Origin of the sequence: Longitalea luteola (assembly GCF_017356035.1) — a bacterium.
Classification (GTDB): Bacteria; Bacteroidota; Bacteroidia; order Chitinophagales; family Chitinophagaceae; genus Niastella; species Niastella luteola.
The window spans coordinates 955,021-979,715 of record NZ_JAFIQX010000002.1 but is presented as its reverse complement, the minus strand read 5'-3'; the positions used below and the strand labels follow the sequence as shown (position 1 = coordinate 979,715).

23 protein-coding genes are annotated in these 24,695 nt (G+C 45.7%); 10 read left to right on the top strand and 13 right to left on the bottom strand.

The genetic code is table 11. The annotated features are described in order from the left end of the window. Positions 1 to 42 precede the first annotated feature (42 nt). On the top strand, positions 43 to 834 hold the full coding sequence (locus tag JUB15_RS08315) for a hypothetical protein (protein ID WP_207511991.1): 792 nt from the start codon (positions 43 to 45) through the stop codon (positions 832 to 834). 67 nt (positions 835 to 901) lie between these two features. Here the strand turns inward: JUB15_RS08315 and JUB15_RS08310 are convergent, their stop codons facing one another. Beyond that, positions 902 to 1,537, bottom strand: coding sequence for a peroxiredoxin (locus JUB15_RS08310; protein WP_205508811.1), 636 nt, complete (start codon positions 1,535 to 1,537; stop codon positions 902 to 904). Positions 1,538 to 1,713: 176 nt separating this feature from the next. Then, entirely contained in the window at positions 1,714 to 2,910 is a 1,197-nt protein-coding gene (gene dinB / locus JUB15_RS08305) for a DNA polymerase IV (protein ID WP_369411510.1), read from the bottom strand. 276 nt (positions 2,911 to 3,186) lie between these two features. On the opposite strand from dinB, the gene JUB15_RS08300 reads away from it, so the two are divergent. Together JUB15_RS08300 and JUB15_RS08295 are read left to right on the top strand one after the other, a co-directional pair. Further along, entirely contained in the window at positions 3,187 to 3,771 is a 585-nt protein-coding gene (locus JUB15_RS08300) for a Crp/Fnr family transcriptional regulator (RefSeq protein WP_207511990.1), read from the top strand. 267 nt (positions 3,772 to 4,038) lie between these two features. Beyond that, the gene (locus JUB15_RS08295) at positions 4,039 to 4,593 is read left to right on the top strand and encodes a DinB family protein (RefSeq protein ID WP_207511989.1); all 555 of its coding nucleotides are present in this window, start codon (positions 4,039 to 4,041) and stop codon (positions 4,591 to 4,593) included. 122 nt (positions 4,594 to 4,715) lie between these two features. On the opposite strand, the gene rimM is transcribed toward JUB15_RS08295, so the two are convergent. From rimM to JUB15_RS08275, 4 genes are all read right to left on the bottom strand, one after another. Then, a complete protein-coding gene (rimM, locus tag JUB15_RS08290; RefSeq protein WP_242696244.1) occupies positions 4,716 to 5,231 on the bottom strand; it encodes a ribosome maturation factor RimM in 516 nt (171 codons plus the stop codon). 193 nt (positions 5,232 to 5,424) lie between these two features. Then, positions 5,425 to 5,859 carry a 30S ribosomal protein S16 gene (rpsP, locus tag JUB15_RS28705; RefSeq protein ID WP_205508806.1) on the bottom strand — a complete coding sequence of 145 codons (435 nt, stop codon included), beginning with the start codon at positions 5,857 to 5,859 and terminating at the stop codon, positions 5,425 to 5,427. Positions 5,860 to 6,076: 217 nt separating this feature from the next. After that, positions 6,077 to 7,393: a signal recognition particle protein gene (ffh, locus tag JUB15_RS08280; protein ID WP_207511987.1), complete on the bottom strand. Its 1,317-nt coding sequence runs from the start codon at positions 7,391 to 7,393 to the stop codon at positions 6,077 to 6,079. Between the two features lie 207 nt (positions 7,394 to 7,600). Continuing rightward, positions 7,601 to 8,476 (bottom strand): sigma-70 family RNA polymerase sigma factor, encoded by an 876-nt coding sequence (locus JUB15_RS08275; protein ID WP_207511986.1) that lies wholly within the window; start codon positions 8,474 to 8,476, stop codon positions 7,601 to 7,603. Between the two features lie 323 nt (positions 8,477 to 8,799). Here JUB15_RS08275 and JUB15_RS08270 point away from each other — a divergent pair, with 323 nt between their 5' ends. Next, positions 8,800 to 9,180 (top strand): START-like domain-containing protein, encoded by a 381-nt coding sequence (locus JUB15_RS08270; RefSeq protein ID WP_205508804.1) that lies wholly within the window; start codon positions 8,800 to 8,802, stop codon positions 9,178 to 9,180. Here the strand turns inward: JUB15_RS08270 and JUB15_RS08265 are convergent. Further along, on the bottom strand, positions 9,177 to 9,788 hold the full coding sequence (locus tag JUB15_RS08265) for a hypothetical protein (RefSeq protein WP_207511985.1): 612 nt from the start codon (positions 9,786 to 9,788) through the stop codon (positions 9,177 to 9,179). The two genes, JUB15_RS08270 and JUB15_RS08265, sit on opposite strands and share 4 nt — an antisense overlap. Before the next feature lie 126 nt (positions 9,789 to 9,914). On the opposite strand from JUB15_RS08265, the gene JUB15_RS08260 reads away from it, so the two are divergent. The 5 genes from JUB15_RS08260 to trmD all read left to right on the top strand — a co-directional run bounded on the left by JUB15_RS08260 (position 9,915) and on the right by trmD (position 15,458). Next, positions 9,915 to 11,405 carry an LptF/LptG family permease gene (locus tag JUB15_RS08260; RefSeq protein WP_207511984.1) on the top strand — a complete coding sequence of 497 codons (1,491 nt, stop codon included), beginning with the start codon at positions 9,915 to 9,917 and terminating at the stop codon, positions 11,403 to 11,405. Between the two features lie 32 nt (positions 11,406 to 11,437). Further along, the gene (locus tag JUB15_RS08255) at positions 11,438 to 12,421 is read left to right on the top strand and encodes a cation diffusion facilitator family transporter (protein WP_207511983.1); all 984 of its coding nucleotides are present in this window, start codon (positions 11,438 to 11,440) and stop codon (positions 12,419 to 12,421) included. A 221-nt stretch (positions 12,422 to 12,642) separates the two neighbouring features. Continuing rightward, the gene (locus JUB15_RS08250; RefSeq protein WP_207511982.1) at positions 12,643 to 14,004 is read left to right on the top strand and encodes a dipeptidase; all 1,362 of its coding nucleotides are present in this window, start codon (positions 12,643 to 12,645) and stop codon (positions 14,002 to 14,004) included. 252 nt (positions 14,005 to 14,256) lie between these two features. After that, on the top strand, positions 14,257 to 14,649 hold the full coding sequence (locus tag JUB15_RS08245) for an RNA-binding S4 domain-containing protein (RefSeq protein ID WP_207511981.1): 393 nt from the start codon (positions 14,257 to 14,259) through the stop codon (positions 14,647 to 14,649). 128 nt (positions 14,650 to 14,777) lie between these two features. Continuing rightward, the gene (gene trmD / locus JUB15_RS08240; RefSeq protein WP_207511980.1) at positions 14,778 to 15,458 is read left to right on the top strand and encodes a tRNA (guanosine(37)-N1)-methyltransferase TrmD; all 681 of its coding nucleotides are present in this window, start codon (positions 14,778 to 14,780) and stop codon (positions 15,456 to 15,458) included. Between the two features lie 552 nt (positions 15,459 to 16,010). On the opposite strand, the gene JUB15_RS08235 is transcribed toward trmD, so the two are convergent. After that, positions 16,011 to 18,485, bottom strand: coding sequence for a TIM-barrel domain-containing protein (locus JUB15_RS08235; RefSeq protein WP_207511979.1), 2,475 nt, complete (start codon positions 18,483 to 18,485; stop codon positions 16,011 to 16,013). Positions 18,486 to 18,649: 164 nt separating this feature from the next. Beyond that, positions 18,650 to 19,378, bottom strand: a complete 729-nt coding sequence (locus JUB15_RS08230) for an outer membrane lipoprotein-sorting protein (protein WP_207511978.1) — start codon at positions 19,376 to 19,378, stop codon at positions 18,650 to 18,652. 173 nt (positions 19,379 to 19,551) lie between these two features. Between JUB15_RS08230 and ade the strand changes: the two genes are divergently transcribed. Further along, positions 19,552 to 21,204, top strand: coding sequence for an adenine deaminase (ade, locus tag JUB15_RS08225; RefSeq protein ID WP_207511977.1), 1,653 nt, complete (start codon positions 19,552 to 19,554; stop codon positions 21,202 to 21,204). Here the strand turns inward: ade and JUB15_RS08220 are convergent. Genes JUB15_RS08220 through crtID form a run of 4 tightly spaced genes read right to left on the bottom strand, consistent with a single transcriptional unit; the run spans position 21,179 to position 24,683 of the window. Beyond that, positions 21,179 to 21,883: a lycopene cyclase domain-containing protein gene (locus JUB15_RS08220; protein WP_207511976.1), complete on the bottom strand. Its 705-nt coding sequence runs from the start codon at positions 21,881 to 21,883 to the stop codon at positions 21,179 to 21,181. The genes ade and JUB15_RS08220 overlap by 26 nt on opposite strands. Before the next feature lies 1 nt (position 21,884). Continuing rightward, a complete protein-coding gene (locus JUB15_RS08215; protein WP_207511975.1) occupies positions 21,885 to 22,346 on the bottom strand; it encodes a sterol desaturase family protein in 462 nt (153 codons plus the stop codon). 23 nt (positions 22,347 to 22,369) lie between these two features. Continuing rightward, positions 22,370 to 23,206 carry a phytoene/squalene synthase family protein gene (locus JUB15_RS08210; RefSeq protein WP_207511974.1) on the bottom strand — a complete coding sequence of 279 codons (837 nt, stop codon included), beginning with the start codon at positions 23,204 to 23,206 and terminating at the stop codon, positions 22,370 to 22,372. Then, positions 23,190 to 24,683, bottom strand: a complete 1,494-nt coding sequence (crtID, locus tag JUB15_RS08205; RefSeq protein ID WP_242696243.1) for a bifunctional phytoene desaturase/3,4-desaturase — start codon at positions 24,681 to 24,683, stop codon at positions 23,190 to 23,192. Before crtID ends, JUB15_RS08210 begins: the two co-directional genes overlap by 17 nt. Positions 24,684 to 24,695 lie beyond the last annotated feature (12 nt).

Genomic DNA, 24,695 nt, shown 5'->3' with positions numbered 1-24,695 from the left:
CTGATATATGTAACTTTAAGTATATAAATTACCGGTTGTCCTATGTTCGGCCTATTTTCAAAGAAACCACCAGCATGCCCCATTGATACCAATACACGGCTTTGGATGGAGCAGGCTTTTGTTTGGTTGGTGCAGGAATTCGGGCAAAGTAATCTGCTTACAAAGCCGATGCTTTTTCCAACATCCGAACATTTTCCCATCGCATACGACGGCTCCAACGCTTCATTGGAACAAACCGCCCGGATCATTGCCCGCCAAATGGAAATAGATATGAAAAACATAAACCTGGAAATATACAATGAAAGCATCCAGGAAATACAGGGCAATTATGGTTTCAGCATGTGGACGATACCTGATGAAACCAGCACAGAGCAGCTGACCGCCGGATTGTATTTCGGCAAAAATGAAGCGGGTACTTTCGATGTATTTATAGAAAGGAATAATTTAAGAGATCCTGAAAAGCTGGTGGCTACTATTGCGCATGAATTTGCTCATATTAAATTACTGGGCGAAAAGCGGGTTCCTTTCAACGACGAATCCCTTACCGACCTCACTACCGTTTTATTTGGGATTGGGGTGTTCAATGCCAACTGTGCATTCCGGGAGATAAAGAACTTCATTGTGCGCGGGCACAATACACTTGGCTATCTAAAACAAAGGGAATGGGGGTACGCCCTGGCTTTATATGCTTATGTCAGGCAGGAGAAGGACCCCGACTGGATCAATTATCTCACACCTAATATCAGATCCGATTTCAAAAAAAGCACTGCCTTTATCAACGCCAATAACGATAGAATATTTAAAGAGAAATATAACCCCGGCAAACAGCCATAAAGCAAGATCCCGTCCTGGTTAAACCGGAACGGGATCACGCATGTATACAATGATTCTTTTATCAATCTTATTGATTGGGCTGAGGTGTATAACGCAGGTAAGGCTTGATAACTTTCACGCCTTTAGGGAACTTCTTGATAGCGTCATCAGTAGAAACGGCCGGAACCACGATCACATCTTCACCATGTTTCCAGTCGGCCGGAGTAGCCACACTGTAGTTGGCGGTCAGTTGCAGTGAATCAACCACGCGCAATACTTCGTAGAAGTTTCTTCCTGTAGAAGCGGGATAGGTGATCATCAGTTTTACCTTTTTGTCGGGCCCTATCACGAACAGTGAACGAACGGTAAAAGTTTCAGAAGCATTGGGATGGATCATATCGTACAACGTAGCCACGTTTCTGTCTTCATCGGCAATGATGGGGAAACCTACATTGCAATTCTGGGTCTCATTGATATCATTTACCCAGCCAATGTGTTTATCGAGCGGATCAACACTAACTGCCAGTACTTTTACATTACGTTTGGCAAATTCTTCCTGCAATAAAGCAGTTTTACCTAATTCAGTTGTACAAACGGGGGTATAATCTGCAGGATGCGAGAACAGGATGCCCCAGCCATCACCAAGGTATTCATAGAAGTCAATATCGCCGGCGGTAGTCTTAGCCTGGAAGTTAGGGGCGATGTCGCCTAATCTTAAACTCATATACTAAGTATTTTAAGGTTGATAAAATGATTGTTACCCTGCATTGCGGGGGTACGAAGATACAAATCCCTACTCATAAAGTAGACTGATACCTGATTTTTTGTTTTCCGGGTTGCAAAAAGCGGGCTGGTTGCGTATACAGCGCTAAAAATCACACTGGTTCCTTACTGGTTGCATTATTTTTTACCGGTTGCCTTGGTCAGCGATTTACTGCCAAACCGGTTCTTCACATCATCGATAGCCTTATAAAGCTCGGTCTTTTTTTCAACATTACTGAACAAATTCGTTTGCACGGCTTCATCGGTAAGTTCACTTAGCCGAACGCCCAGGAGCCTGACCGGCTGTCCCTGGCGGTACAGCTTGTGAAACAGGTCTTTAGCCTTGGGAATGAGCTCATCATCGTAAAAGGTGTAGGCAATGGTGGTTTGGCGGGAAGTAGTTTCAAAATCGGGATAGCGTATTTTTACCGCAATACAACCGGCCATTTTATTGTCCTGCCTCAGCTCATAGGCCACTTTTTCAGTCATATGAACCAGTTCGTTGAGCAGCCGGTCGGTATCCAGGATATTTTCTTCAAACGTATTTTCTGTAGATATTGATTTTGCCTCGTGATAGGGCACTACTGCACCGTGATGAATGCCATGTGCTTTATTCCAGAGATCAGCGCCATATTTTCCAAACCGGTTCTCGAGCAGCTCAATAGGCTGTGCCGCCAGGTGATCGATGGTTTCGATGCCCAGGTTGCGCAGGGCCTGGTACATATGTTCGCCCACGCCTGGTATTTTATTCACTTTTAAAGGCGCCAGGAATTCTTTTTCGCGGCCGAAAGCGATGTGCAGATAACCATTCGGCTTGGCTTCGTCGGTAGCGATCTTGGCAACCATTTTATTGCCTGCCAGCCCGAATGAAATAGGTAAACCGGTCTTGTCAATGATCTCCTGCCGCAGATCGATCGTCCATTGATAAGGGTTGAAATACTTATCCATTCCGGTTAGGTCGAGATAAAATTCATCGATGGAAGCTTTTTCGAAGAGGGGCGCTTTGGCGGCAATGATCTCGGTGACCCAGCGCGAATAACGGCTGTATTCGCCCCGGCTGCCCCCCACTACGGTGGCATGCGGGCATAACCGCATGGCTGTTTTCATGGGCATGGCGGAATGGATGCCGAATTTGCGCGCCTCATAACTGCACGCTGCCACCACACCCCGCTCGCGTCCGCCCACGATCAGTGGTTTACCCTTCAAAGAAGGATTGTTGATACATTCTACCGAAACGAAGAATGCATCCAGGTCGAAATGCGCTATGATGCGTTGGGCACTGTTCATGGTGAATGGGCAATGGTGAATGGTCAATGGGCAATGGTCAATGGGCAATCAGAAGCGAATTTACGTTAATTATCAGCAAGTGGCTAATGGCTAGTGGCCGGTAGCTGGTAGCTAATAGGGCTTCTACCCCTAACTCATAACTTTTTTATGCTTGCTGTATTTCCCCATGCCGACGCCTGCGGGCGGCATCTCTGACGGAGTCTGACACTCGTCAGAGTCGTCAGACCCGACATGCGAAGCTTCGTCGGGACTGCCGCTTTACTACTTCCTACTTCCCTTACTTTCAACCTTAACCCACAAACTGTAACTTTACAAAAACGCCGCTTGGAAGAAGGACTACAGCAACTAAAGAAACATTTATTCAGTATGCATCCGCTCAGCGAAACAGAATGGGAGGAGATGTCGGGCATCTGGCAATTACACCAGTACAAAAGAAAAACCATTCTTACTGCTGCCGGTGAAACCGAACGCCATGTGTACTTTGTTTTAAATGGCGTTCAGCGCATTTTTTATATCGATGCCACCCATGAAGCAACGCTTGTATTCACTTATCCCTACTCTTTTTCCGGCATTGCCGATTCCTTTCTTACCCAAACGCCTTCCCGGTATTTCCTGGAGACATTGACCAGCAGCACCCTGTTGCGCACAACACATACTCAGATCCAACAATTGATGAACAAATACCGGAATATCGAGAAGCTGCTCGCAAATTTTACGGCCTTTGCCCTCATGGGCGTGCTGGAACGACAGGTGGAATTACAAACATTCAGCGCCGAAGAAAAGTTTAAAACATTACTCAAACGGAGTCCACACGTGTTGCAGTTAATACCTCATAAATACCTGGCCTCTTATTTAGGCATGGATGCCACCACCTTCAGCAAACTGATGGCAAGTGTTCGCATTGAATAGGTCAATGGTGAATGGTCAATGGTGAATGGTCAATGGTGAATGGTCAATGGTGAATGGTCAATGGTGAATAGCTCGCGAAATGTAAACCTGATAACCGATCTTGCACTGCCCGAATTTATGCTTTACTTCGTTCGCCAAAGCTTAAGGAAGGCGGGTCTTCTGCCCCGGCAAACCGGTAACTGGTAACCGGTAGCGGAAAATGTTGGCGCCCACCAAGATTTTTATGTGCACGGCCTGATAGTTTTGTATTCGCAAACAAACATCTCAATGAAAAAAGTACAGGCTTCTTTCCTGCTTGAAACATTACAGGCCGACACGCGCCAGATCATGCTCAGATTGGCTTACTTAAAACAATTGCCGGTTAGCCAGCTTACACAGCAACCTGCACCCGGCCGCTGGAGTGTGGCGCAGGTACTGGAGCACCTCAATACGTATGGCCGCTACTACCTGCCGAAACTGGAACAGGCCATAACTCATTCCAAAACCAGTGCAGCTGATTTTTTTACCCATGGTTGGCTGGGCGGCTATTTTACAAAAAGCATGCTGCCAAAACCGGATGGAAGCATTCCCAATAAAATGAAAACGTTTAAGAATCATGATCCCCTGCCTACCGTAGACGCGGTTAAGGCGTTGCAGGAATTTGAACAACAGGAAGTATGGTTACTGGAATTATTGAATAAAGCCCAACGGGTAGATATAAACCGTATACGCATTCCCGTTTCCATTGCGCCATTCATTAAATTAAAAATGGGCGATGTGTTCGGGTTTATCATTGCGCATCATCAAAGGCACTTTGTGCAGATAGAAGACATAATTCGATAATTTGATAATGTGATAATTTGATAATTGAAAACCTTTTCGTTCGGTTTCGCATGGGGTTCGAAATTCTAAGAACTGCTCGATTTTTGAGCATTATCACATTATCGAATTATCACATTATCACATTAACTGTATATATCAAGCAGCCCCTCAGGCAGCTCTACATGCACCTGTTTTTTCTTTTTATCGATCTTCAGCAGGAAATCTTCATGTACCGGAATAAGCGCTTCCTTGCCCTTTAAATCGATGCGGCATAGCAGCTGGTGCGGTTGCTCAATGATCTCGAGTATTTCGCCCAGGTCGGTGCCCTGATTGATGATATGAAAACCAAGCAACATAATAGGGGCCGACTGGGAAACATATTTTTCAAACTCCTCCTGGGGCAGCCACACGCGTTTCTGCATCAGGCGGTGCGCCGCTTCCCTGGTATTGATTCCTTCAAATTTGAGGAACAATTCCTCGTCATTTTTTATGCGGGTGCCTTCCAGGAAATAAGGCAGCATTTCTTCTTTCTTTTCCTCGATAAAAATGGTTTCAAGCCCTTTTAACGAGGTTTTCTTACCCAGTGAGTGGTGCAGCACCACTTCGCCCTTTACACCAAAAGTGGCCACTATTTTTCCAATGCTGTGATAGTTCGTCATATATGCCCGGCAAAGGTAGTTGATCAATGGGCAAATTAGCAAATGTGCAAATTAGCAAATGGGCAAATGGGCAAATGAAATTCACCATAACAGCTGATTCCCGGTCGCCAGGAAGAAGTGTATAAACGAAAAAAATCCTCCCGGAGTACCGGGAGGATTTAACAAGTTGACAGCTAGCTATACTGCGTTAGGATTATTCTCCTCTGCCTTTACGCACTGGAGGTGCACCAGCTCCACCTGGTCTGCGAGGTCTTCTATCCTTGGCATTTGATTCCTGGCGTTTTTTAACCTGAACCTCGTGCTCAGCATGCCACTTCTGGAATTTCTCCATAGCGGTAGCTTCGTCGAACAGACCCAGTTTTACACCACGCAACAAATGTTTCAGGTACAATACGCCTTTGTAAGACAGAATTCTGCGCACAGTGTCAGTAGGTTGAGCGCCTTTGTGCAGCCAATCCAAGGCTTTCTGGCGATCTAACTGAATGGTTGCAGGAACTGTAAGAGGGTTGTAAGTACCTAACTTCTGGATAAACTTACCATCACGCGGAGAGCGTGCATCGGCCACTACGATGAAATAAAAAGGTCTTTTTTTAGACCCATGGCGTTGCAGTCTGATTTTAACTGGCATCTTAAATAGAAATTTAAATGCGTGAACAAATAGGGTTACTTTCCATTATAACGATTGCAAAAATAACAATCGAACTGATTTTTCCAAATTTAATAATTCAAGTGGACAATTTTTCTGTAACTGAGCGATTTATCTGCGAAAACCACTTTTTGAGACAGTAAAAACCGAAGCGCTTTTCCACCCATTTTATGCGTTGCCGGCGCGGTGATAACACTGATTATTTCCTCATTCCCATTCTTCCCATCGGCATTTTATTCATCATTTTCATCATCTGCTTCATCTGGTCGAACTGCTTCAGGAATGCATTCACTTCGTTTATGTCTTTACCGGCGCCTTTCGCAATACGCTGCTTGCGGCTCATGTTTATGAGATCCGGATCATTGCGCTCTGCGGGTGTCATGGAGTTGATCATTGCTTCAATGCCTTTGAACGCATCGTCGCTGATGTCGATGTCCTTGATGGCTTTTCCAACCCCGGGTATCATTCCCAGCAGGTCTTTGATATTACCCATCTTTTTTATCTGTTCCAGCTGCTGTTTGAAATCTTCAAAATTGAACTGGTTCTTGCGGATCTTCTTTTCGAGCTTGCGGGCCTGTTCTTCATCGAACTGTTGTTGCGCCTTTTCAACGAGGGTTGTGATATCACCCATACCCAGGATACGCTGGGCCATACGCTCGGGGTAGAACACATCGAGCGTATCCAGTTTTTCGCCACTGCTTACAAACTTGATGGGTTTTTGAACTGTGTATTTGATTGAAAGGGCAGCACCACCGCGGGTATCACCGTCTAACTTCGTTAACACCACGCCGGTGAAGTCAAGCCGATCGTTAAACGCTTTTGCAGTATTCACTGCATCCTGACCGGTCATGGAGTCAACCACAAACAGGATCTCCTGCGGATTAACAGCTGATTTTACATTCGCTACTTCGGTCATCATAGCTTCATCGATGGCCAGGCGGCCGGCGGTGTCAATGATGACCACATTCTTATTTTTGCTGCGGGCTTCCCTGATGGCGTTGGACGCGATCTGTACCGCATTCTTATTTTCCGGTTCGCTGTACACATCTATCTGGATCTGCTCGCCCAGCACTTTCAGCTGATCGATGGCCGCAGGGCGGTAAATATCGGCCGCCACCAGCATGGGCGACAGCCTGCTTCTTGTTTTCAGGAAGTTAGCCAGTTTGGCGCTGAAAGTAGTTTTACCGGAACCCTGTAACCCAGCGATGAGGATAACAGCGGGATTGCCTTTGGCGTTGAAATCGCTTTCGCTGCCGCCCATGAGGTCAACCAGCTCATCTTTCACGATCTTCACCATCAACTGGCCCGGGCTTACCGCGGTTAACACTTTTTCTCCCAGGGCTTTATCCTTTACCCGGTCGGTAAATTCCTTGGCAATTTTATAGTTTACATCGGCATCCACCAGGGCGCGGCGAATGTCTTTTACGGTAGCAGCAATATTGAGTTCGGTGATGCGGCCTTCGCCTTTTATCTGTTTTAAGGCCGACTCCAACCGGTCGGTAAGATTTTCAAACATAACTTCCTGTTTTTTGCATTCAGAATCCTGACAAGGTGTGCCACGCCTGGCCTGCCGTTGCAGACGAAACGTGGCACACCTACCAAATGCTAATAAAAGCAAAAAAGTGAATATACCGTCAAGTTATATTCACTTAATGGACTGCAAATTTACAGGAAGTAAATTTTGTTGTGTAAAGTTTCTTTTGCCGGCTATCAGTTTTTAAGGTTATACGCCCAAAAATCCCCGCAGGGCCTTGGAACGTGAATTGGTGCGCAGTTTGGTGATTGCTTTGTCCTTGATCTGGCGAACCCGTTCGCGGGTGAGATTGAATTTTTCGCCGATATCCTCCAGGCTCATGGGATGATCGACACCTAGACCAAAGAAATAGCAGATCACTTCTTTTTGCCGCTCGGTAAGCATTTTCATCGAGCGCTCAATTTCCTGCTTAAGCGACTCTTTGTGCTCGATATTGGTTTCTGCCCGTTCAGCATTGTGATTTTCCAACACATCTATCAGGGTATTGTCTTCCCCTTCAGACAGTGGTGTATCCATGCTTACGTGCCGGGCAGCAATGCCCAAAGTTGCAGATACCTCTTCCGTTTCGAGCTCCAGCAGTTCAGCCAGTTCTTCGGGCGAGGGTTCACGTTCAAACTCCTGTTCCAGTTGCGAAAAGGCTTTCTGGATCTTGTTTGTTAACCCTACTTTGTTCAATGGAAGCCTTACAATACGGGATTGTTCTGCTAATGCCTGAAGAATACTTTGGCGGATCCACCATACGGCGTAAGAAATGAATTTAAAACCACGGGTTTCATCAAAACGCTGCGCTGCTTTAATGAGACCCAAATTGCCCTCATTGATGAGGTCTGGTAATGAGAGACCTTGATTTTGATACTGCTTGGCTACGGATACAACGAACCTTAAGTTCGCTTTTGTTAGTTTGTCAAGGGCTGCCTGGTTTCCTTGCTTGATCAAACCCGCAAGCTTAACTTCTTCTTCGGGACTGATCAATTCAACTTTTCCGATCTCCTGCAAGTATTTTTCAAGGCTCTGAGATTCACGGTTCGTAATTGACTTCGTGATCTTGAGCTGCCGCATACTCATAGGTAGGTCATTTTAAAGGGTTTTTTAGGTTAAGAAACGGTCAATGGTCTAGAAAAAACGAAATACCTGTCGAATTTGTTATATGAACAAGCGTTTTGTTATTAAAAATGTGAAAAAAATCTGTTCACCTAATATAACCAATTCCCCTATTCTCCTCAAAATTATTCATAACCAACTGGTTGTCAGATATATGAAAATTTTTTGCTTATTTATTCATTTTTAGCACTTTTTACCTGATTTTGCCAAAAAAAAATTTTGGGGGTAGCATTAATTTTCTATACTTGCACCATTGGTATTTTCAAAATGATCAATAACAGGGTTAGATGAGTAAGAAACAAATATTTACGTTAGAGTATCCGGTAAGATGTTCTCCTTCCATTTTATACGAATTCCTAAGCACTCCTGCTGGTTTGCAGGAATGGTTCGCTGATAAAGTAGACGAAAGGGATAATGTTTTCAGTTTTTCCTGGAACGGTACTACAGATAAGGCAGAAGTAATGGAAAGCGAAGAAGAGAAATTTATCAGGTTTCATTGGTTGCATGCACCCAAAGATGAATATTTTGAATTCCGAATTGAGAAATCAGAAGTAACGAATCAGACCATCCTTGTGATCAAAGATTTTGCAGATAAAGGTGAAGTTAAAGACCAGAGCCAGTTGTGGGGTTACCAGGTAAAAGACCTGTTTCACCGGCTCGGTAATTAATGCCCAATGGTTGTAACTATTGTTTCGTAAAGGCCAAGAATTAATGCTTTTGATTGATTCCATTGAGGAAGTGAAATTTTAGCGGATAGCTTACAGAAATCATTAGCCAGCAGAATTTTTTCTATTCCAGAAGGATTCAACTGGGTGAGAGGCTTGTAATTGTCTTCTTCAAATTCATATCTCCATTCATCTTCACTAACACACAGGTAAAACTGCTGCGCCGTCAATACTGATAAATTAGCGATCAGCGCTTGCTGGAACTGTTGTTTATACCGTCCTTTTAAATGCAGGGTGACACTGAAAAAATGCCCCCACCAGAACATGGTGCGGATGGCAAATGTGTCCTGGCGGTTAAATAAACGCGGAAAATCCAATACCACCCAGGGTAATCCCTTATAATTCTCCCCTTTCGAGATCTTGGGCGAAGGAACCAACACATCTCCTAAACCCAAAGCCGGCAAACCTGTAAAATTACCCCGCACCTCATGGGCAATTTCCCCGAATAAAGCATAAACTTTCTCTATAATTGTATTCTTTGTTAAAAGCCATCCGGCATTTTGCACCAACGATAATTCCTCTGCTGAAAGCTGTATTTTTGCGGCACCCATAATATAAAATTACAAGAACCAGATCTCAAGAACCAAAAAAGCAGCAAATTAGAAAATCAGGAAATTGAAGTTTGAGATTTTGAATTATTATTTGGTTCTTGTGATCTGGGATCTTTTAGGCAAGCAATGATAAAAAAATTAGACATACTGGTTCTGCGATCATTTATCGGCCCTTTCATCGCAACCTTTTTCCTTACCCTGTTCGTATTGATATTACAGTTCTTCTGGCTGTGGATCGATGATTTTGTGGGTAAGGGCATCGACGCGTTCACCATGCTGCGCCTGGTCGTGTACCTGAGCGCTACCCTGGTTCCCCTGGCTCTGCCACTGGCTATCCTGTTATCCTCTATCATGACCTTTGGCAACCTGGGCGAAACCTTTGAACTGGTGGCCATTAAATCGGCCGGCATTGGCCTTTTGCGTTTTATGCTGCCCCTGGCGGTCGTGGCAGCATTCCTGTCGGGACTGGCGTTCCTTTTTAACAACTATGTTATACCGGTAGCCAACCTGCGCATGAAGACCCTTCACTACGATATTGTTAATAAGAAACCGGCCTTCGACCTGAAAGAAGGCGTATTCTATACCACCATTCCCGACTATGCCATCAAAGTTTCAAAAAAAGAGAATGATTCTATTTTACACAATGTGATCATTTATGAAGCCAGCACCGGCCCGCAGGAAAATATAATAGCGGCTGAAAAAGGCATCATGCGCCTTTCTTCTGACAAACGCTTTCTGGAATTCATCCTTTTCAATGGCTGGCGTTATGAAGAACGAGGTAACCGTTATGCCAACAACACCGATTTCATAAGACTGGGTTTTCAGGAATATAAAAAAGTACTTGACCTGAGTTCGCTAACTTTCATTCAAACGCCTGACAGCACCTACAAGGACCGCTATGAAATGTTAAGCACCCGGCAGTTAAGCAAAAATGTTGATTCCATTTCAAAAAGCCTGGCAAGGTTCAGGGATCGCGATATCCGCGACTTACAGGGCTACTTCACTTTTTCGAAATACCTCGATACCGGCTGGATCGATGTAAAAGCACCGCCTGTTAAAAAAGGCGCCCGCTTTATTGACCTGTTGCCCGACAGTTTAAAAATGTCGAAGAACGACCAGGTACTTTCAGCCGTAAAACAAACGGTAGTAGACCAGAGTATATCCTACGCCAACTCCATAAAATCAACCATTGAAGGACCGTCATGGGATTATGATGGCAAGCGCAAGGAACTGCGCATGACCATGATGACCTACCACGAAAAGATCACCATGTCAATTGCCGTGCTGGTACTGTTCCTGATTGGTGCGCCGTTAGGCTCTATTGTACGCAAAGGGGGTATTGGTACGCCGGTGGTATTTGCCGTTATCTTCTTTGTGATCTTCTTCCTGCTGAACAACTTTGGTAAAAAGTTTGTGAAAGAGGATGTGTTACAGCCCGCCGCCGGTATGTGGCTGGCCACGGCTGTACTGCTGCCGATTGGGTTTTTCCTTATTTACAAAGCCCTGCACGATTCGCAATTGTTCAATAAAGAATTTTACTTCCGTCTTTACCGGGGCATTAAGCGGCTGATAGGAAAGAAAAACAGCCTGAAGCCCCAGCCCGCGCAGCCGAGCTAGGGATTTCCTACCTTCACGCCCAAATAACGTGCATGAACGCGGGCAGGGAAAATTTAAGTGTACAAAAATGGGTAGTAACGGTAGCCGTACTGCTGTTCATCATCAAAATGGTGGCATATTGGCTAACCCGTTCCGTGGCCATTTTAACCGATGCGCTGGAAAGCACCGTAAACGTAATTGCCGGCTTTATTGGTTTGTACAGTTTGTGGGTAGCAGCCAAACCCCGCGACGAGAACCATCCGTACGGACATGGCAAGGCTGAATTCCTGAGCGCCGCCGTGGAAGGCACGCTCATTATTGTAGCTGCGCTGGTGATCATATATGAATCCATTCATCATTTTATTTATCCGCGTGCGCTGCAACAACTGGATCGCGGGATCATCCTGGTAGCCGTCACTGCCCTCATCAATTTTGTAGTAGGCTTTATCAGCATCCGTAAAGGAAAGAAAAACAATTCGCTCGCCCTGGTGGCCAGTGGTAAACACCTGCAGTCAGACACTTACTCTACCCTCGGCATCATACTTGGCCTGGTACTCATACGGCTCACCAACCTCATGTGGCTCGACGGCCTGATCGCGATCATCCTGGCATTTATTATCATGTATACCGGCTATAAGATCTTACGCCATTCCCTGGCCGGCATTATGGATGAAGCCGATAAAGAACTGCTGCAGAAAATGCTGGCCGTTTTGAATGCCAACCGCCGCAAGAACTGGATCGACCTGCACAACCTGCGTGTGATCAAATATGGCGGACAGCTACATATTGACTGTCACCTTACGGTACCCTGGTACCTGAACGTGGTGGAAGCCCATAAAGAAGTAGAAGAGCTGGGCCTGCTTATCAAGCGGGAATTCGGAACCGTATTTGAACTGTTCGTACATACCGATCCCTGCCTTGATTTTTCCTGCAGCATTTGCACCCGCGACGAATGCTCCGTTCGCAAACGCCCTTTTGAAAAGCAGATAGCATGGACCCTGGAGAATGTGTTGCAGGATAAAAAGCATAGTTTGTAGCCTGAGCGGTTGCAGGGAAAAGTTACCGGTTACCGGGCGCCAGGAGCCAGGACTTTAATGCGGATTGCCCGCCTGTACTCAACCAGCCATTAATTTGAGGCCCGGTAACTGGTACCTGGCAACTGGTAACCTGCCTTCAGCCTTTTAGCAATTGCCCACTGGTTTTCATATATTCGCTCTCTGTTCGCTATTAAACTTTTTACTCAAATAAACTCATGATTATGCAAGCCTGGAAAGATTACCAGGAAAAGAACAAGGATCGCTTCCTGGATGAATTACTGGAATTGTTACGTATTCCCTCTGTGAGCGCCAATAGCGCCCATAAGGACGATATGAGAAAATGTGCAGAAAAAGTACAGCAGCGGTTGCTGGAAGCCGGCGCCGATAAAGCCCTGTTATTAGAAACAGCCGGACACCCGGCGGTATTTGCCGAAAAGATCGTTGATCCTTCGAAGCCTACCGTACTGGTATATGGGCATTATGATGTGCAACCACCCGATCCGCTGGAACTCTGGCACAGCGGTCCGTTTGAGCCGGTGATCAAAGATGGCCGCATTTATGCCCGTGGCTCTGCCGATGATAAAGGGCAGTTCTATATGCATGTGAAAGCGTTGGAAATCTTACAAAAGACGAATACGCTTGAAAACAATATCAAGTTCCTGATAGAAGGTGAAGAAGAAGTAGGCTCGCCCAACCTGGCCGATTTTGTGGCAGCCCATAAAGACCTGCTGAAATGCGATGTGATCCTCATCAGCGACAGTTCTATGATCAGCATGGATACACCGTCCATAGATATTGGTGTGCGTGGACTGGCCTATATCCAGGTTGAGGTAACCGGCGCTAACCGCGACCTGCACAGCGGGGTGTATGGTGGTGCCGTGGCTAATCCCATTACCATGCTGGCAAAAATGATCGCCTCCTGCCACGATGAGAACAATCATATCACCATTCCGGGTTTTTATGACGATGTAGTAGCATCAACAACCGAGGAAAGACAATTAATGGCAGCAGCGCCTTTTGATGAAGCGGAATATAAAAAGGATCTGGGCGTGAAAGAACTGTGGGGCGAAAAAGGATATACCACCAATGAACGTACCGGCATTCGGCCTACGCTTGAATTGAACGGTATCTGGGGCGGTTATACCGGCGAAGGCGCCAAAACCGTATTACCTTCCAAAGCCTATGCGAAGATCTCTGCACGGCTGGTTCCCAACCAGTCATCTGAGAAAATAACAGAGATGTTATTGCAGTATTTCAGAAAAATAGCACCTGCCGGCGTTACCGTAGAAGCGGTTAACCTGCACGGCGGTGAGCCTTATATGACACCCATCGATTCTAAAGCGTACAAGGCAGCAGCACAGGCCATAGAAACAACGTTTGGAAAAAAGCCCATACCGGTACGAGGTGGAGGCAGTATCCCTATCTGTTCTATCCTGGAAAAAGAGCTGGGTGTAAAAATAGTGTTCATGGGTTTTGGGCTGGATAGCGATAACCTGCATTCGCCCAATGAAAAATTTGATCTCGTGAATTTCTATAAGGGCATTGAAACGATCCCTTATTTTCATAAGTATTTTGCTTCCTAACGGAATGGTGAATGGTCAATGGTGAATGATGAGCAGCTCGGTAGATTTGGAATTAATAATCGACTATTCGCCGGTGGAAATCATTGCTGACTGCCTGCCTTCCTTGACTGGCAATTTGTTCGCCAAACCATTGGCGGTAACGGAGTGCCGATTGACCATTGACCATTCACCATTGACCATTCACCATTGACCATTGACCTTTGCCCATTAGCCACCAATTTTTTATCTTTGAAAGGAGTGAATTAGTGAACTATGAATAGCACTGAAAAAACAGAAAAGCTCCGGCTGGATAAATACTTGTGGTCGATTCGTTTGTTTAAAACCCGCACGATGGCTGCTGCCGCCTGCGATACCGGGAAAGTTAAATGGGATGGCGTTCAGGCGAAAGCCGCCAAACAGGTGCATGTAGGCGACGAATACGAAGTAAAAACGGAAGCACGCCGCTGGCGGATAAAAGTTACCGGCCTGCTGCACAACCGGGTTGCCTATTCCGAAGCGATCAAATATTACATTGATATTACCCCCGCTGAAGAACTGGAACGCCTGCAATACCAGGCTTCGAGTTTTCATACCGGTAAACGCCTCAGTAAAATTGGCCGGCCTACCAAAAAAGACCGCCGAGACCTTGATGAATTTATGGATTAAGCCCCCGGCCTGCTAAAGGGGAAGTTCCTGATTGCGATGCGGCATACAGTAGCTTGCGGTTTGAGCTGTATTTCGCTAGCTTATCAGCAAAGTATCGCATTATCACATTGCTCTTCTATCTTTGCACCATGCGTATCGATATTATCACCGTTCTGCCCGAATTGCTCGAAAGTCCCTTTTCACATTCAATAATGAAAAGAGCCCGCGATAAAGGGTTGTTGCAGATAGAAGTACACCACTTGCGGCAATGGGCAGTAAACGAATATGGACAGGTTGATGACTACCAGTATGGCGGTGGCGCCGGCATGGTAATGATGTGTGAACCCCTGGCCAATGCAATTGAAACGTTGTCGAAAGACCGGAAATACGATGAGATCATTTTTATGACACCCGATGGCGAGCGGTTCAATCAGCCAATAGCCAATCAATTGTCGCTGAAAGAAAATATCATCATTATCTGTGGACATTACAAAGGTATCGATGAGCGCATTCGCGAGCATTTCGTTACGCGTGAAATTTCCATCGGTGATTTTGTATTAAGTGGTGGTGAACTGGCAGCAGCCATTGTCGTGGATGCCATTGGCCGGTTATTGCCCGGTGTATTGAATGATGAAACCTCTGCGCTGATGGATTCCTTCCAGGATAACCTGCTGGCACCTCCTGTTTATACGCGCCCTGCCGATTTCAGAGGCTGGAAAGTGCCTGATATTTTGTTGAGCGGCGATCCCAAGAAAGTAGATGACTGGCGCTATGAACAATCGCTGCAACGCACTAAAGACAGACGACCCGACCTGCTTGATAAACATTAAACCGCTGCCCAAAAAATGCTTTCATTGCGCACTTATGCCTTACCTGCGCCATTTGCATCGTGTTTGCATGTTGCCTTCCGCTTTGCGCCTTAACCTTGTGCCTTCAGCCTTCTGCCTTCAGCTTTACGCCTTTGCCATAAACGAAAGCGGTCTGGTCAAAAGACCAAACCGCTGCAAGTAACAGGATAGTAAACTATGCTATCAAAAAAATAAGCAGGTAAATTACCAACTGCATAATAAGAGCAAAGACGATCGTCTTTTTCATAAGGGTGGATTTACCCCTGTACAAAAGCATGCCGCGTGCCAAAGTGAATTTATTTGTATAGGAGATTTACGTACCGTAATTAACTCAACCATCACCTGCTCTGACTATCAAGCTGTTTAGAAAAACTTATTTATTAACATGTCAGCAAACCCCGACGTATCAGGACAAACTGGGAAACATGAAACGGCAAACGCAAGGTTGCAACGGGTTAGTGGCAAGTCCCGACGAAGCTTCGTCGGGACTTGCCACACCCGCCACTAGCTTCTGGCTTTATCAACTGGTCAGCCTTATTTCCCAAGCGTGATTTCGACCTTCACAGGTTTTCCGGTAAACTCCACCGTTACGTATTCATTTGTGATCTGCTGGAAGGGATCCTGTTGTTTTGCCGCTGCGCCTACGGGTTTACCATTAACCGTTGCTGGTTGACCGGCTGCGAGCGCCACCGGTAATTCAATATTGAATTTACGTTTGAACTTCTTGCCATATTGATTCGGGTTATTGGTAGTAATGTCAATGGTCACTTTATTGCCGGCAGTTACTCCTTTGAAAGTCACGAGCTCGTAGTCAGCTTTCTCCAGGGTCCGGGTGCTGACGCCATCATCATCATACCAGACATAAGTACTTGAGTTTGCAGAGGGATAATAGCGCACAGTGATGTCTTTACTGTTGTATGCTTCCGTTGATTTAATCGTATCCTTCGTAATCCACATCGGCACAAAGCTGCCTTCCTTTACAAACACCGGGATCTGTTTAATATCAGCAGGCTGCGTGATCCATTTACCACCATCTGTAACCGAATTGTTCAGCAGGCTGTACCATTTACCGGCCGGTAAGTACAACATACGGGATGTTGCTCCCTGGCTGGTAACCGGAGCAACCAGGATATTATCACCCCAGAAATACTCATCCTCTGCTCTTAAAGCACTGCTGTCGGCAAAGCTATAATAGTACAACGGACGCATCAGCGGTTTACCCAGAACGGCCTGATCATAACTCAGGGAATAGTTATAAGGCAGCAACTGGTAACGAAGTTTGATATAGTTGCGCACAATGCTCTTATGCGGTTCGTCCCAAAAGCAGGGTTCTGATGGAATACTTTTAATGCTTTTATCCAGGTCTTCGAGGGCCGTGCCATGGGGACGGAACACCGGCGTGAATGCAGCAAACTGCAGCCAGCGGGTGTATAATTCCGGATCAGCCTGTTCAGTGGCTGCCAAACCTCCGGCATCAGAATGTGTGTAGGGCAATCCGCTCAGACTCATGCCTAACAATAAAAGTGGTTGCGCTTTCAGGCCCGACCAGCTGCGCGCCACATCACCCGTTGATGGTAATACGCCGTAGCGCTGGCTGCCGGCGAAACCTGACCGGTTCAACAACACAAGGCGCTGATCACTTACATCTGATGAATATTTCTCAAAGAACATTTTACTGAAGTAGTGTGCATATACGTTATGCACTTCATCACCACCCATGGGCCGGGCAACACCATAATCTTTCAGGTTGTGCACCATTCCGGCCGGATGTTTTTCCGGTTCAGCAAGGTCGAGCCACCAGCCACTCACTCCATTGCCGATCTGTTTTTTATAATATTTCCAGATCCAATCCTGCGATTGCTTACGGAAAATGTCCACGAGACCACCGGTTCCAAAATAAAGATCCGGGATCATCATGGCGCTGCCATTGGCGCCGGTAGCCAGAAAAGGCGTTGCTTCTGCATATGTTTTAGTGTTCTGTAAAATATAAGGTTCAGTAACCAGTATCGATTTTAAATGATCCTTTGTTTTGAAGTCGGTAAGCATTTGTTTGGGATTAGGCCATTTTTGTGTGTTTACCCAATCGAGATTACCCATAGTGCCTTTAACGGCATCTCCAAACCAGAACAGGTCGAACACCAGTCCGTCCATAGGAAAATGGTCCTGCTTCATTTTGCCAACTACCTGCTTTACCTGTTCTTCACTGCGATAGCCGAACCGCGATACAAAATTACCAAACACCCAACGGGGCGGTAAAGGCTGACGGCCGGTGATGGAAGTGTAATTGGTCATGATCTCATCGAGATTTCTGCCAAATACGACATAATAAGTTAATTCGCCGCTGGTAAAACCGGCTTCCAGGGTATTCTTATCCGTTAATCCGATATCAACATATCCTTTGGAGGGATTATCAAAAAACAAGGCATAACCGGCTGAAGAAATGAAGAATGGAACAGAGAAGTTGAGGTTCTCAGCACCCAGTCCATAACCATATACCGGTGCATTGTATAAATTCACCCGGTGTCCCCGGCGGTTCATCGGCAAAGCGCGTTCACCGCCACCGAATATCTGTTCGTTCTCAAAAAGCTGAAAGCGGAAGCCCCGCGTATCACCCTGGGTGAAATATGCTGCAGATTTTACCTTCACTTCCTTACCTGTTTTATAATAAAACTTTTCGCGTTGCACTACGACGCTGGTCAGGTTCTCAAATTCTACTGTTTGGGATACTGCATTTGTTATTTTAGTAGTTACGGCAGGCGGCTTTGCTATAACGGCATCTGATACCTGTTCGTTCTTGTTGTAATCAGCCGGCTTGTAGGTTGTCCTGATAACGGTATTGTTAAATCCCTGGAAGGTCCAGGTGCCTTCTTTCGCTTTATAGATCACTTCTGTGGTCTTACCTACAAAAGGATCTTTTCCAACCGTATTGATGATGGCCTGCTGGGCCTGCAACAAACCGGTTATCAACAACAAATTAATTCCGCAGAAACTTCTTTTTAGCATTTCCATATAACTGATTAAAGCATCAAATTATAAAAACAACCGTTACTTACAAACTTATTGTTATCTGATTGCCGGTTTCCCAATACAAAAAGAATTGCCACAAACACCGGCGTTGCAGCGCAACGATGGCATTTGTGGCAACCTTATGAAGTGCTAATAAAAAGTTAAAGCTATTGTTTCGGCATCTCGAATACTTTCATATCGATTTCCTTGTTGATCTCAACCTTCTTGCTGACAACATTCAGCGTAAAACCCTGCGGCATTGACATCTCCATATTGTAAGGCGTTACAAAACCATAATCGGTTTTCTTGTAATTAGAAAAGGTAAGACTGGTCTCCATTTCGGTACCATTTAAATTACTTTTCGAAGTGCTTTTTACCAGATACCAGGTAGAAGGATCGATCCAGAATGTGCTTACAGTTGCGGTATCCTTACCCTTTGCCGTAAGTTTATAAGCTTCCTTACCATTTAAGGTTTCTTTGCCCAGCAGTTGAACCGTATAACCTTTAGCGGCATAGTTAAATAAAGGACCACCGGGATCCAGATTTGCCTGGCTCATTTTCACCTGCTCGGCAGGCATTGCTACCGGAGTAGCCTGACCCATCATCGGATTTTGGGCCCAGCCGTCTTTATCGGTCACTACCTGTATGATCTTCTGACCGCCAAAATCGACTTCATTTTTGAAGGCTTTTCCGTTTACGAGCCAGGTGATGCCGGGAGCCTGCTGCCCCATTACTTCCATATCATATTCGGTGTACATTGTTTTAATGGCTGCCACCTTGTCTTTACCACCCAGCGCCTCAATATGTTTATTGATTATTTCGTCGGCAGTTTGCGCTTTCACAGATGCTATAGACAGCAAACCGGCTGCCATTAATGCTACTCGGAGGAATCTCATTTTTCTATTTTTTATTTGGTAAAATGGTTATTAATTATCGGGCCTGTTAAATGTAAGGCTTCCTGGCCAGGGAAACTTTAAAATTAGTAGAATAACACCTTAAATTATTACAAACGGTGACATATCTTTTTTAGAATAATATTGCATCAGTATTCTCCTTAAAAAACTAATATATGAACCATACGATAACAGGGCAGTTAGTTGACATATGGCAGAAAAAAATATACCCGGCTACAATAGCTGTAGTCAATGGAAAAATAGGGTCGATCACGCCCCTGGAAAACGCATCACCCTCTTTGCCGTTTATTCTTCCAGGCTTTATCGACAGCCATGTACATATTGAAAGTTCCATGCTGGTACCACGCCAGTTTGCGCGGCTGGCGGTAGTGCATGGCACCGTGGCCACCGTCAGCGACCCGCACGAAATTGCCAATGTGTGTGGCATGAAAGGGGTTGAATATATGATCGAAAACGGCAAAAGCGTTCCCTTCAAATTCTTTTTTGGCGCCCCCAGCTGCGTACCGGCCACTGTTTTTGAAACAGCAGGCGCCACCCTCGATACAGATGATGTTGCAGCTTTATTGCAGAAGGAAGAAATACCTTATTTAAGTGAAATGATGAACTTTCCCGGCGTGTTATTCAAAGATCCGGTGGTAATGAAAAAAATACAGGCTGCACGTGCGGCCGGCAAACCCATTGACGGACATGCACCGGGATTAAGGGGTGAACAGGCCCGTGCGTATATTGAAGCCGGTGAGCCGGGGCAGGTGATCATCAGCACTGACCACGAATGTTTTACCAGTGAAGAAGCGTTGGACAAATTAAAATACGGCATGAAGATCATTATCCGGGAAGGAAGCGCTGCCCGCAATTTTGACGCCCTTATCGGTTTACTGAACGATCACCCGCAACAAATAATGTTCGGCAGTGACGATAAACACCCTGATAGCCTGGTAGCCGGCCATATCAACCAGTTATGCGCCCGGGCCGTGGAAAAAGGCATCGATGTTTTCAGCGTGCTGCAGGCTGCCTGTGTGAACCCGGTGTTGCATTACCAATTGCCCGTGGGCCTGCTGCGCACCGGCGATGCCGCTGATTTGATTCTCACCAGTGATCTGCAGCAGTTCCAGGTCTTGAAAACCTATATCAACGGCGAGCTGGTAGCAGAGAACGGAACATCACTCATAGCTTCACAAACATCTGCACTCATCAATAATTTCAACTGCCGGAAAAAAAACGTTTCCGATTTTCAACGGCCCTGGAATGGCGAAACAAACATTCCTGTTATTGAAGCGCTGGACGGGCAACTGATCACCAACAAACTGATGCTGCCACCCAAAACCATCAATGGTTATCTCGTAAGTGATCCGGACAGGGATGTATTAAAAATAGCCGTCGTGAACAGGTACACCGATGCAACGGTTGCACTGTCGTTTATTAAGAACACCGGCTTGCAACAAGGAGCAATTGCCTCTTCGGTGGCGCATGATAGTCATAATATCGTGGCTGTGGGTGTTGACGATGAAAGCCTTTGCCAGGCAGTAAACCTGGTCATAGAACAACAGGGCGGTGTAAGCTGCGTGGGTCCACAGGGCGCACAGGTGCTACCATTACCCGTTGCCGGATTGATGAGCGCTGAGGACGGTTATGTGGTAGCCCAATCTTATACCGCTATTGATACTATGGCCAAAGCGCTGGGCGCTACCCTTTCCGCTCCTTTTATGACGCTTTCCTTTATGGCCCTGCTGGTGATACCGCATTTAAAACTGAGCGACCTGGGGCTGTTCGATGGAGATGCATTCAAGCTGCTGGAGCCTGCGCCCTGAAAACAGGTTTAAACTTTTCATAGAAGAAAAGATTGAACAACAGCAACTCCAATGCATACACAAAATCCTCAACCGGAATGGTGAGCACCCTGATGCTTACATTCTCGGCATTATTGTACCACACCACCGGCTGTTCAAGGCCGGTACCGGTAAGTAAACCGTTTACAATTAAAAATGGAATCAGCAATAAAGGATAAATAGTCAAAAAACCCGGCAGCCACTTTACTTTGAATACAAACGTCAAAGCCAGCAATAAAACGGCCGTGCTGATAAAAGCTACGGCTGTATAAGCCCTGGCTATACACGCAAATCCGGCTATCAGCAACAGGCATGATAAAGCAATAACCACTATCCGCTCTATTTTAGCCGGCCAGGTGATCGTATAAAATGTATTCAAACAATGGTAAGTGAATACACAGGCAAAGGGAATGCAAATAAAGAACAGTACTTCTTCACCCGGCAGGTTAAACAGTTCATAGCCCAACGTATATTGTTCATTGAACCCCCAAACTTTCCATGAAGTGAACAACATATCCCAGGCAATAAAACATACAGAAGCAATCAGATTGCCTGTAAAAAACGCCTTGAACTGTTTATCGAACCTGATGGCGGGATAGAAAGAGAATAGGAACGGAACAATGGCGGAAAAAAGATTTATCAACAGGTAAGTAGCTTGCATATTATTGTGCCTGTACGGTCTTTTTAAAATATTTAAATGGCACCCATAACATTCCGAAACATTCTCCTTCTTCTTTATCCAGATGTTTATGGTGCACTTTATGTGCCCGGCGTATAGCCCTGAAGTAGGCATTATTGGTATTCCGGAAAAGCCTGAATCGCTGGTGGATAAAAACATCATGCACCAGGAAATAGGCAAGGCCATATAGCGTAATGCCCAGTCCAACCCAGAAAGCCCAGTTATAATTATTCTGCATACCCCAGTATAAACCGGCGATGCCCGGTAAGGCGAATACTAAAAAAAAGAAATCGTTATGCTCAAAAAAGCCCGCTGATTCCTTACGATGATGGTCTTTATGCAGGAACCAGCACAACCCATGCATAATATATTTATGGGTGAACCAGGCAACTGCTTCCATACCAACAAATGCGAGCAAAACGATGAGGATATTTACAATTACCATACTCAATTATTATTATTATGATCTTAAAAAATGTTCAACTGGTACTTCACATTCGATTTTAGCATTAACACCAGTTTCTGATAATTGGGGATACGGATGCGTTCGTGTAGGATCTTTTCAGCGGGTAACCGTTTTATTTTTTTGAAGAGCACCCAATAGTAGTAATATGCAAGGTACACGCCTTTCTTGGAACTTGCCGGCAACATCTTAATACCTTTCAATGCTTCTAAAAAATCCTCTTCAATTTCCCGCTCGATCTTTTCTTTATCTGCTTTTGAAAAATTACGCAGATTAACCGAGGGAAAATAAGTGCGGCCCAACTCGAGGTTATCAGCCTGCACATCGCGCAAAAAATTAACCTTCTGAAAAGCCGCCCCCAATCTCATAGCGTAGGGACTTAGCCTTTCGTAAGACCTGGTATCGCCGTTGGTAAAAACATATAGACACATTAAACCTACGGCTTCTGCAGAACCGAGTATATATTTTTGATAGCTGTCTTCCGTATACGTTTGATAGTAGAGGTCCATTTCCATACTGTCGAGAAAGGTATCTATCCATTTCTGATGGATACCGTACCGGTGAACCACGGCCTGGAACGCATTCAGGATAGGGTTGAGCGAAATACCATCGCGTAAGGCGGTATTCGTATCGTTTCTGAAAGCAGCCAGCAGCTCTTTCTTATTATAGCCGTGAAAGCTGTCGACAATTTCGTCGGCAAACCGCACGAAGCCATAAATGGCATAGATGGGATTCCGGATATGCCTGGCCAGAAAAAGGATACCCAGTGAAAAACTGGTGCTATACGTTTTGGTTGTATGCTTGCTGCATGCAATAGAAACCCGGTCAAACAAATATTTCATGCGTCTTTTTTGTTAGGTATTTATCTAATAATCCGGCTGCTATCCTGCCTGAAATAATGGAAGGTGGCACACCTGGTCCTGGCACGGTTAACTGACCTGCATAGAAAAGATTCTTTAGCTGCCTGTTCCGGATCTTTGGCTTCAGGATAGCCGTTTGCGATAAAGTATTGGCTAATCCGTATGCATTGCCCTTGTATGCATTGTAATCGCTTATAAAATTCTTTATACAGTAGCTTCGCTTGTACACTATATGATTGTGAATGGATTCGCCGGCAAAATCCTCGAGCCTGTTCATCATGATGGAATAATATTTTGCACGTGTGTCTTCATTGTCGGTCAGGCCGGCGGCGACGGGCATCAACAGGAAAAGATTTTCATGGCCGGGCGGTGCTACGGTGTCATCTGTTTTAGAAGGGCAACAAACGTAGAACAGAGGCCTGTCGGGCCATTGAGGGTCCCCGTAGATCTGATGGGCATGTTCATCGAGGCGCTCATCAAAGAACAAGGTATGATGTTTCAGGCGGGCCAGCCTTTTATCAATGCCCAGGTAAAAGATGAGGCAGGAAGGCGCCATCACTTTTTTATTCCAGTATTTGCCATTGTAATTCCTTTCATCGGCAGCCAGCAGCTTTTCTTCCACATGATTATAATCAGCCGCAGCAACCAGTCCGTGAAAAGGGATTGCTTTACCATTTACCTTTAACCCGGTTACCTTGTTTGAGGATGAGATGATCTTTTCAACGTTCGCATTGAAATGGAACACCACGCCATTCTTTGCTGCAACCTGTTGCATAGCGTCTATTACTTTTCCAAATCCGCCCTGCGGGTACCACGTGCCCAGTTGTAAGCCCGCGTAGTTCATCAGGCTGTACAAGGCAGGGGTTTCGGCAGGTTTGGCGCCCAGGAACAAAACGGGGAATTCCATCAATGCGATCAACCGGGGATCGGAAAAGAATTTTCTGACGTGTTTGCTAAATGGAAGGAATACATCTACCTGCATACTTTTCCAGATAAGTTTGGCCGAGAGGTATTCGGTTACAGAGAGCGCCGGTTTATATACAAGCTGCTCCATACCAAAGCGGTATTTCTGCTCTCCTTCTGCCAGGAACCTGGATAAGGCCCGGGCGCTGCCGGGTTCTATGGATTCAAAAAGATTGTGCAAATCGTTAACATTACCGGGAACTACCAGGGTCTCTTTCTTTTCGAATACGATCTCGAATGCAGGATCCAGTAACCGGAGCTGGTACAGATCGTTGACCTGGTAACCGAGGTCATTAAAAAATTTTTCGAATACAGCAGGCATCCAGTACCAGCTGGGTCCCATATCGAATATGAAACCGTTGGCTGTGTGCAACTGCCTCGCCCGGCCGCCGGCAACGGTATTTTTTTCGAAAACATGAACCTCGTGCCCGGCAGCAGATAAATAACAGGCAGCGCTCAGTCCGGCAAAGCCTGCGCCTATGATGCCAATTGTCATCAGGTATTGTTT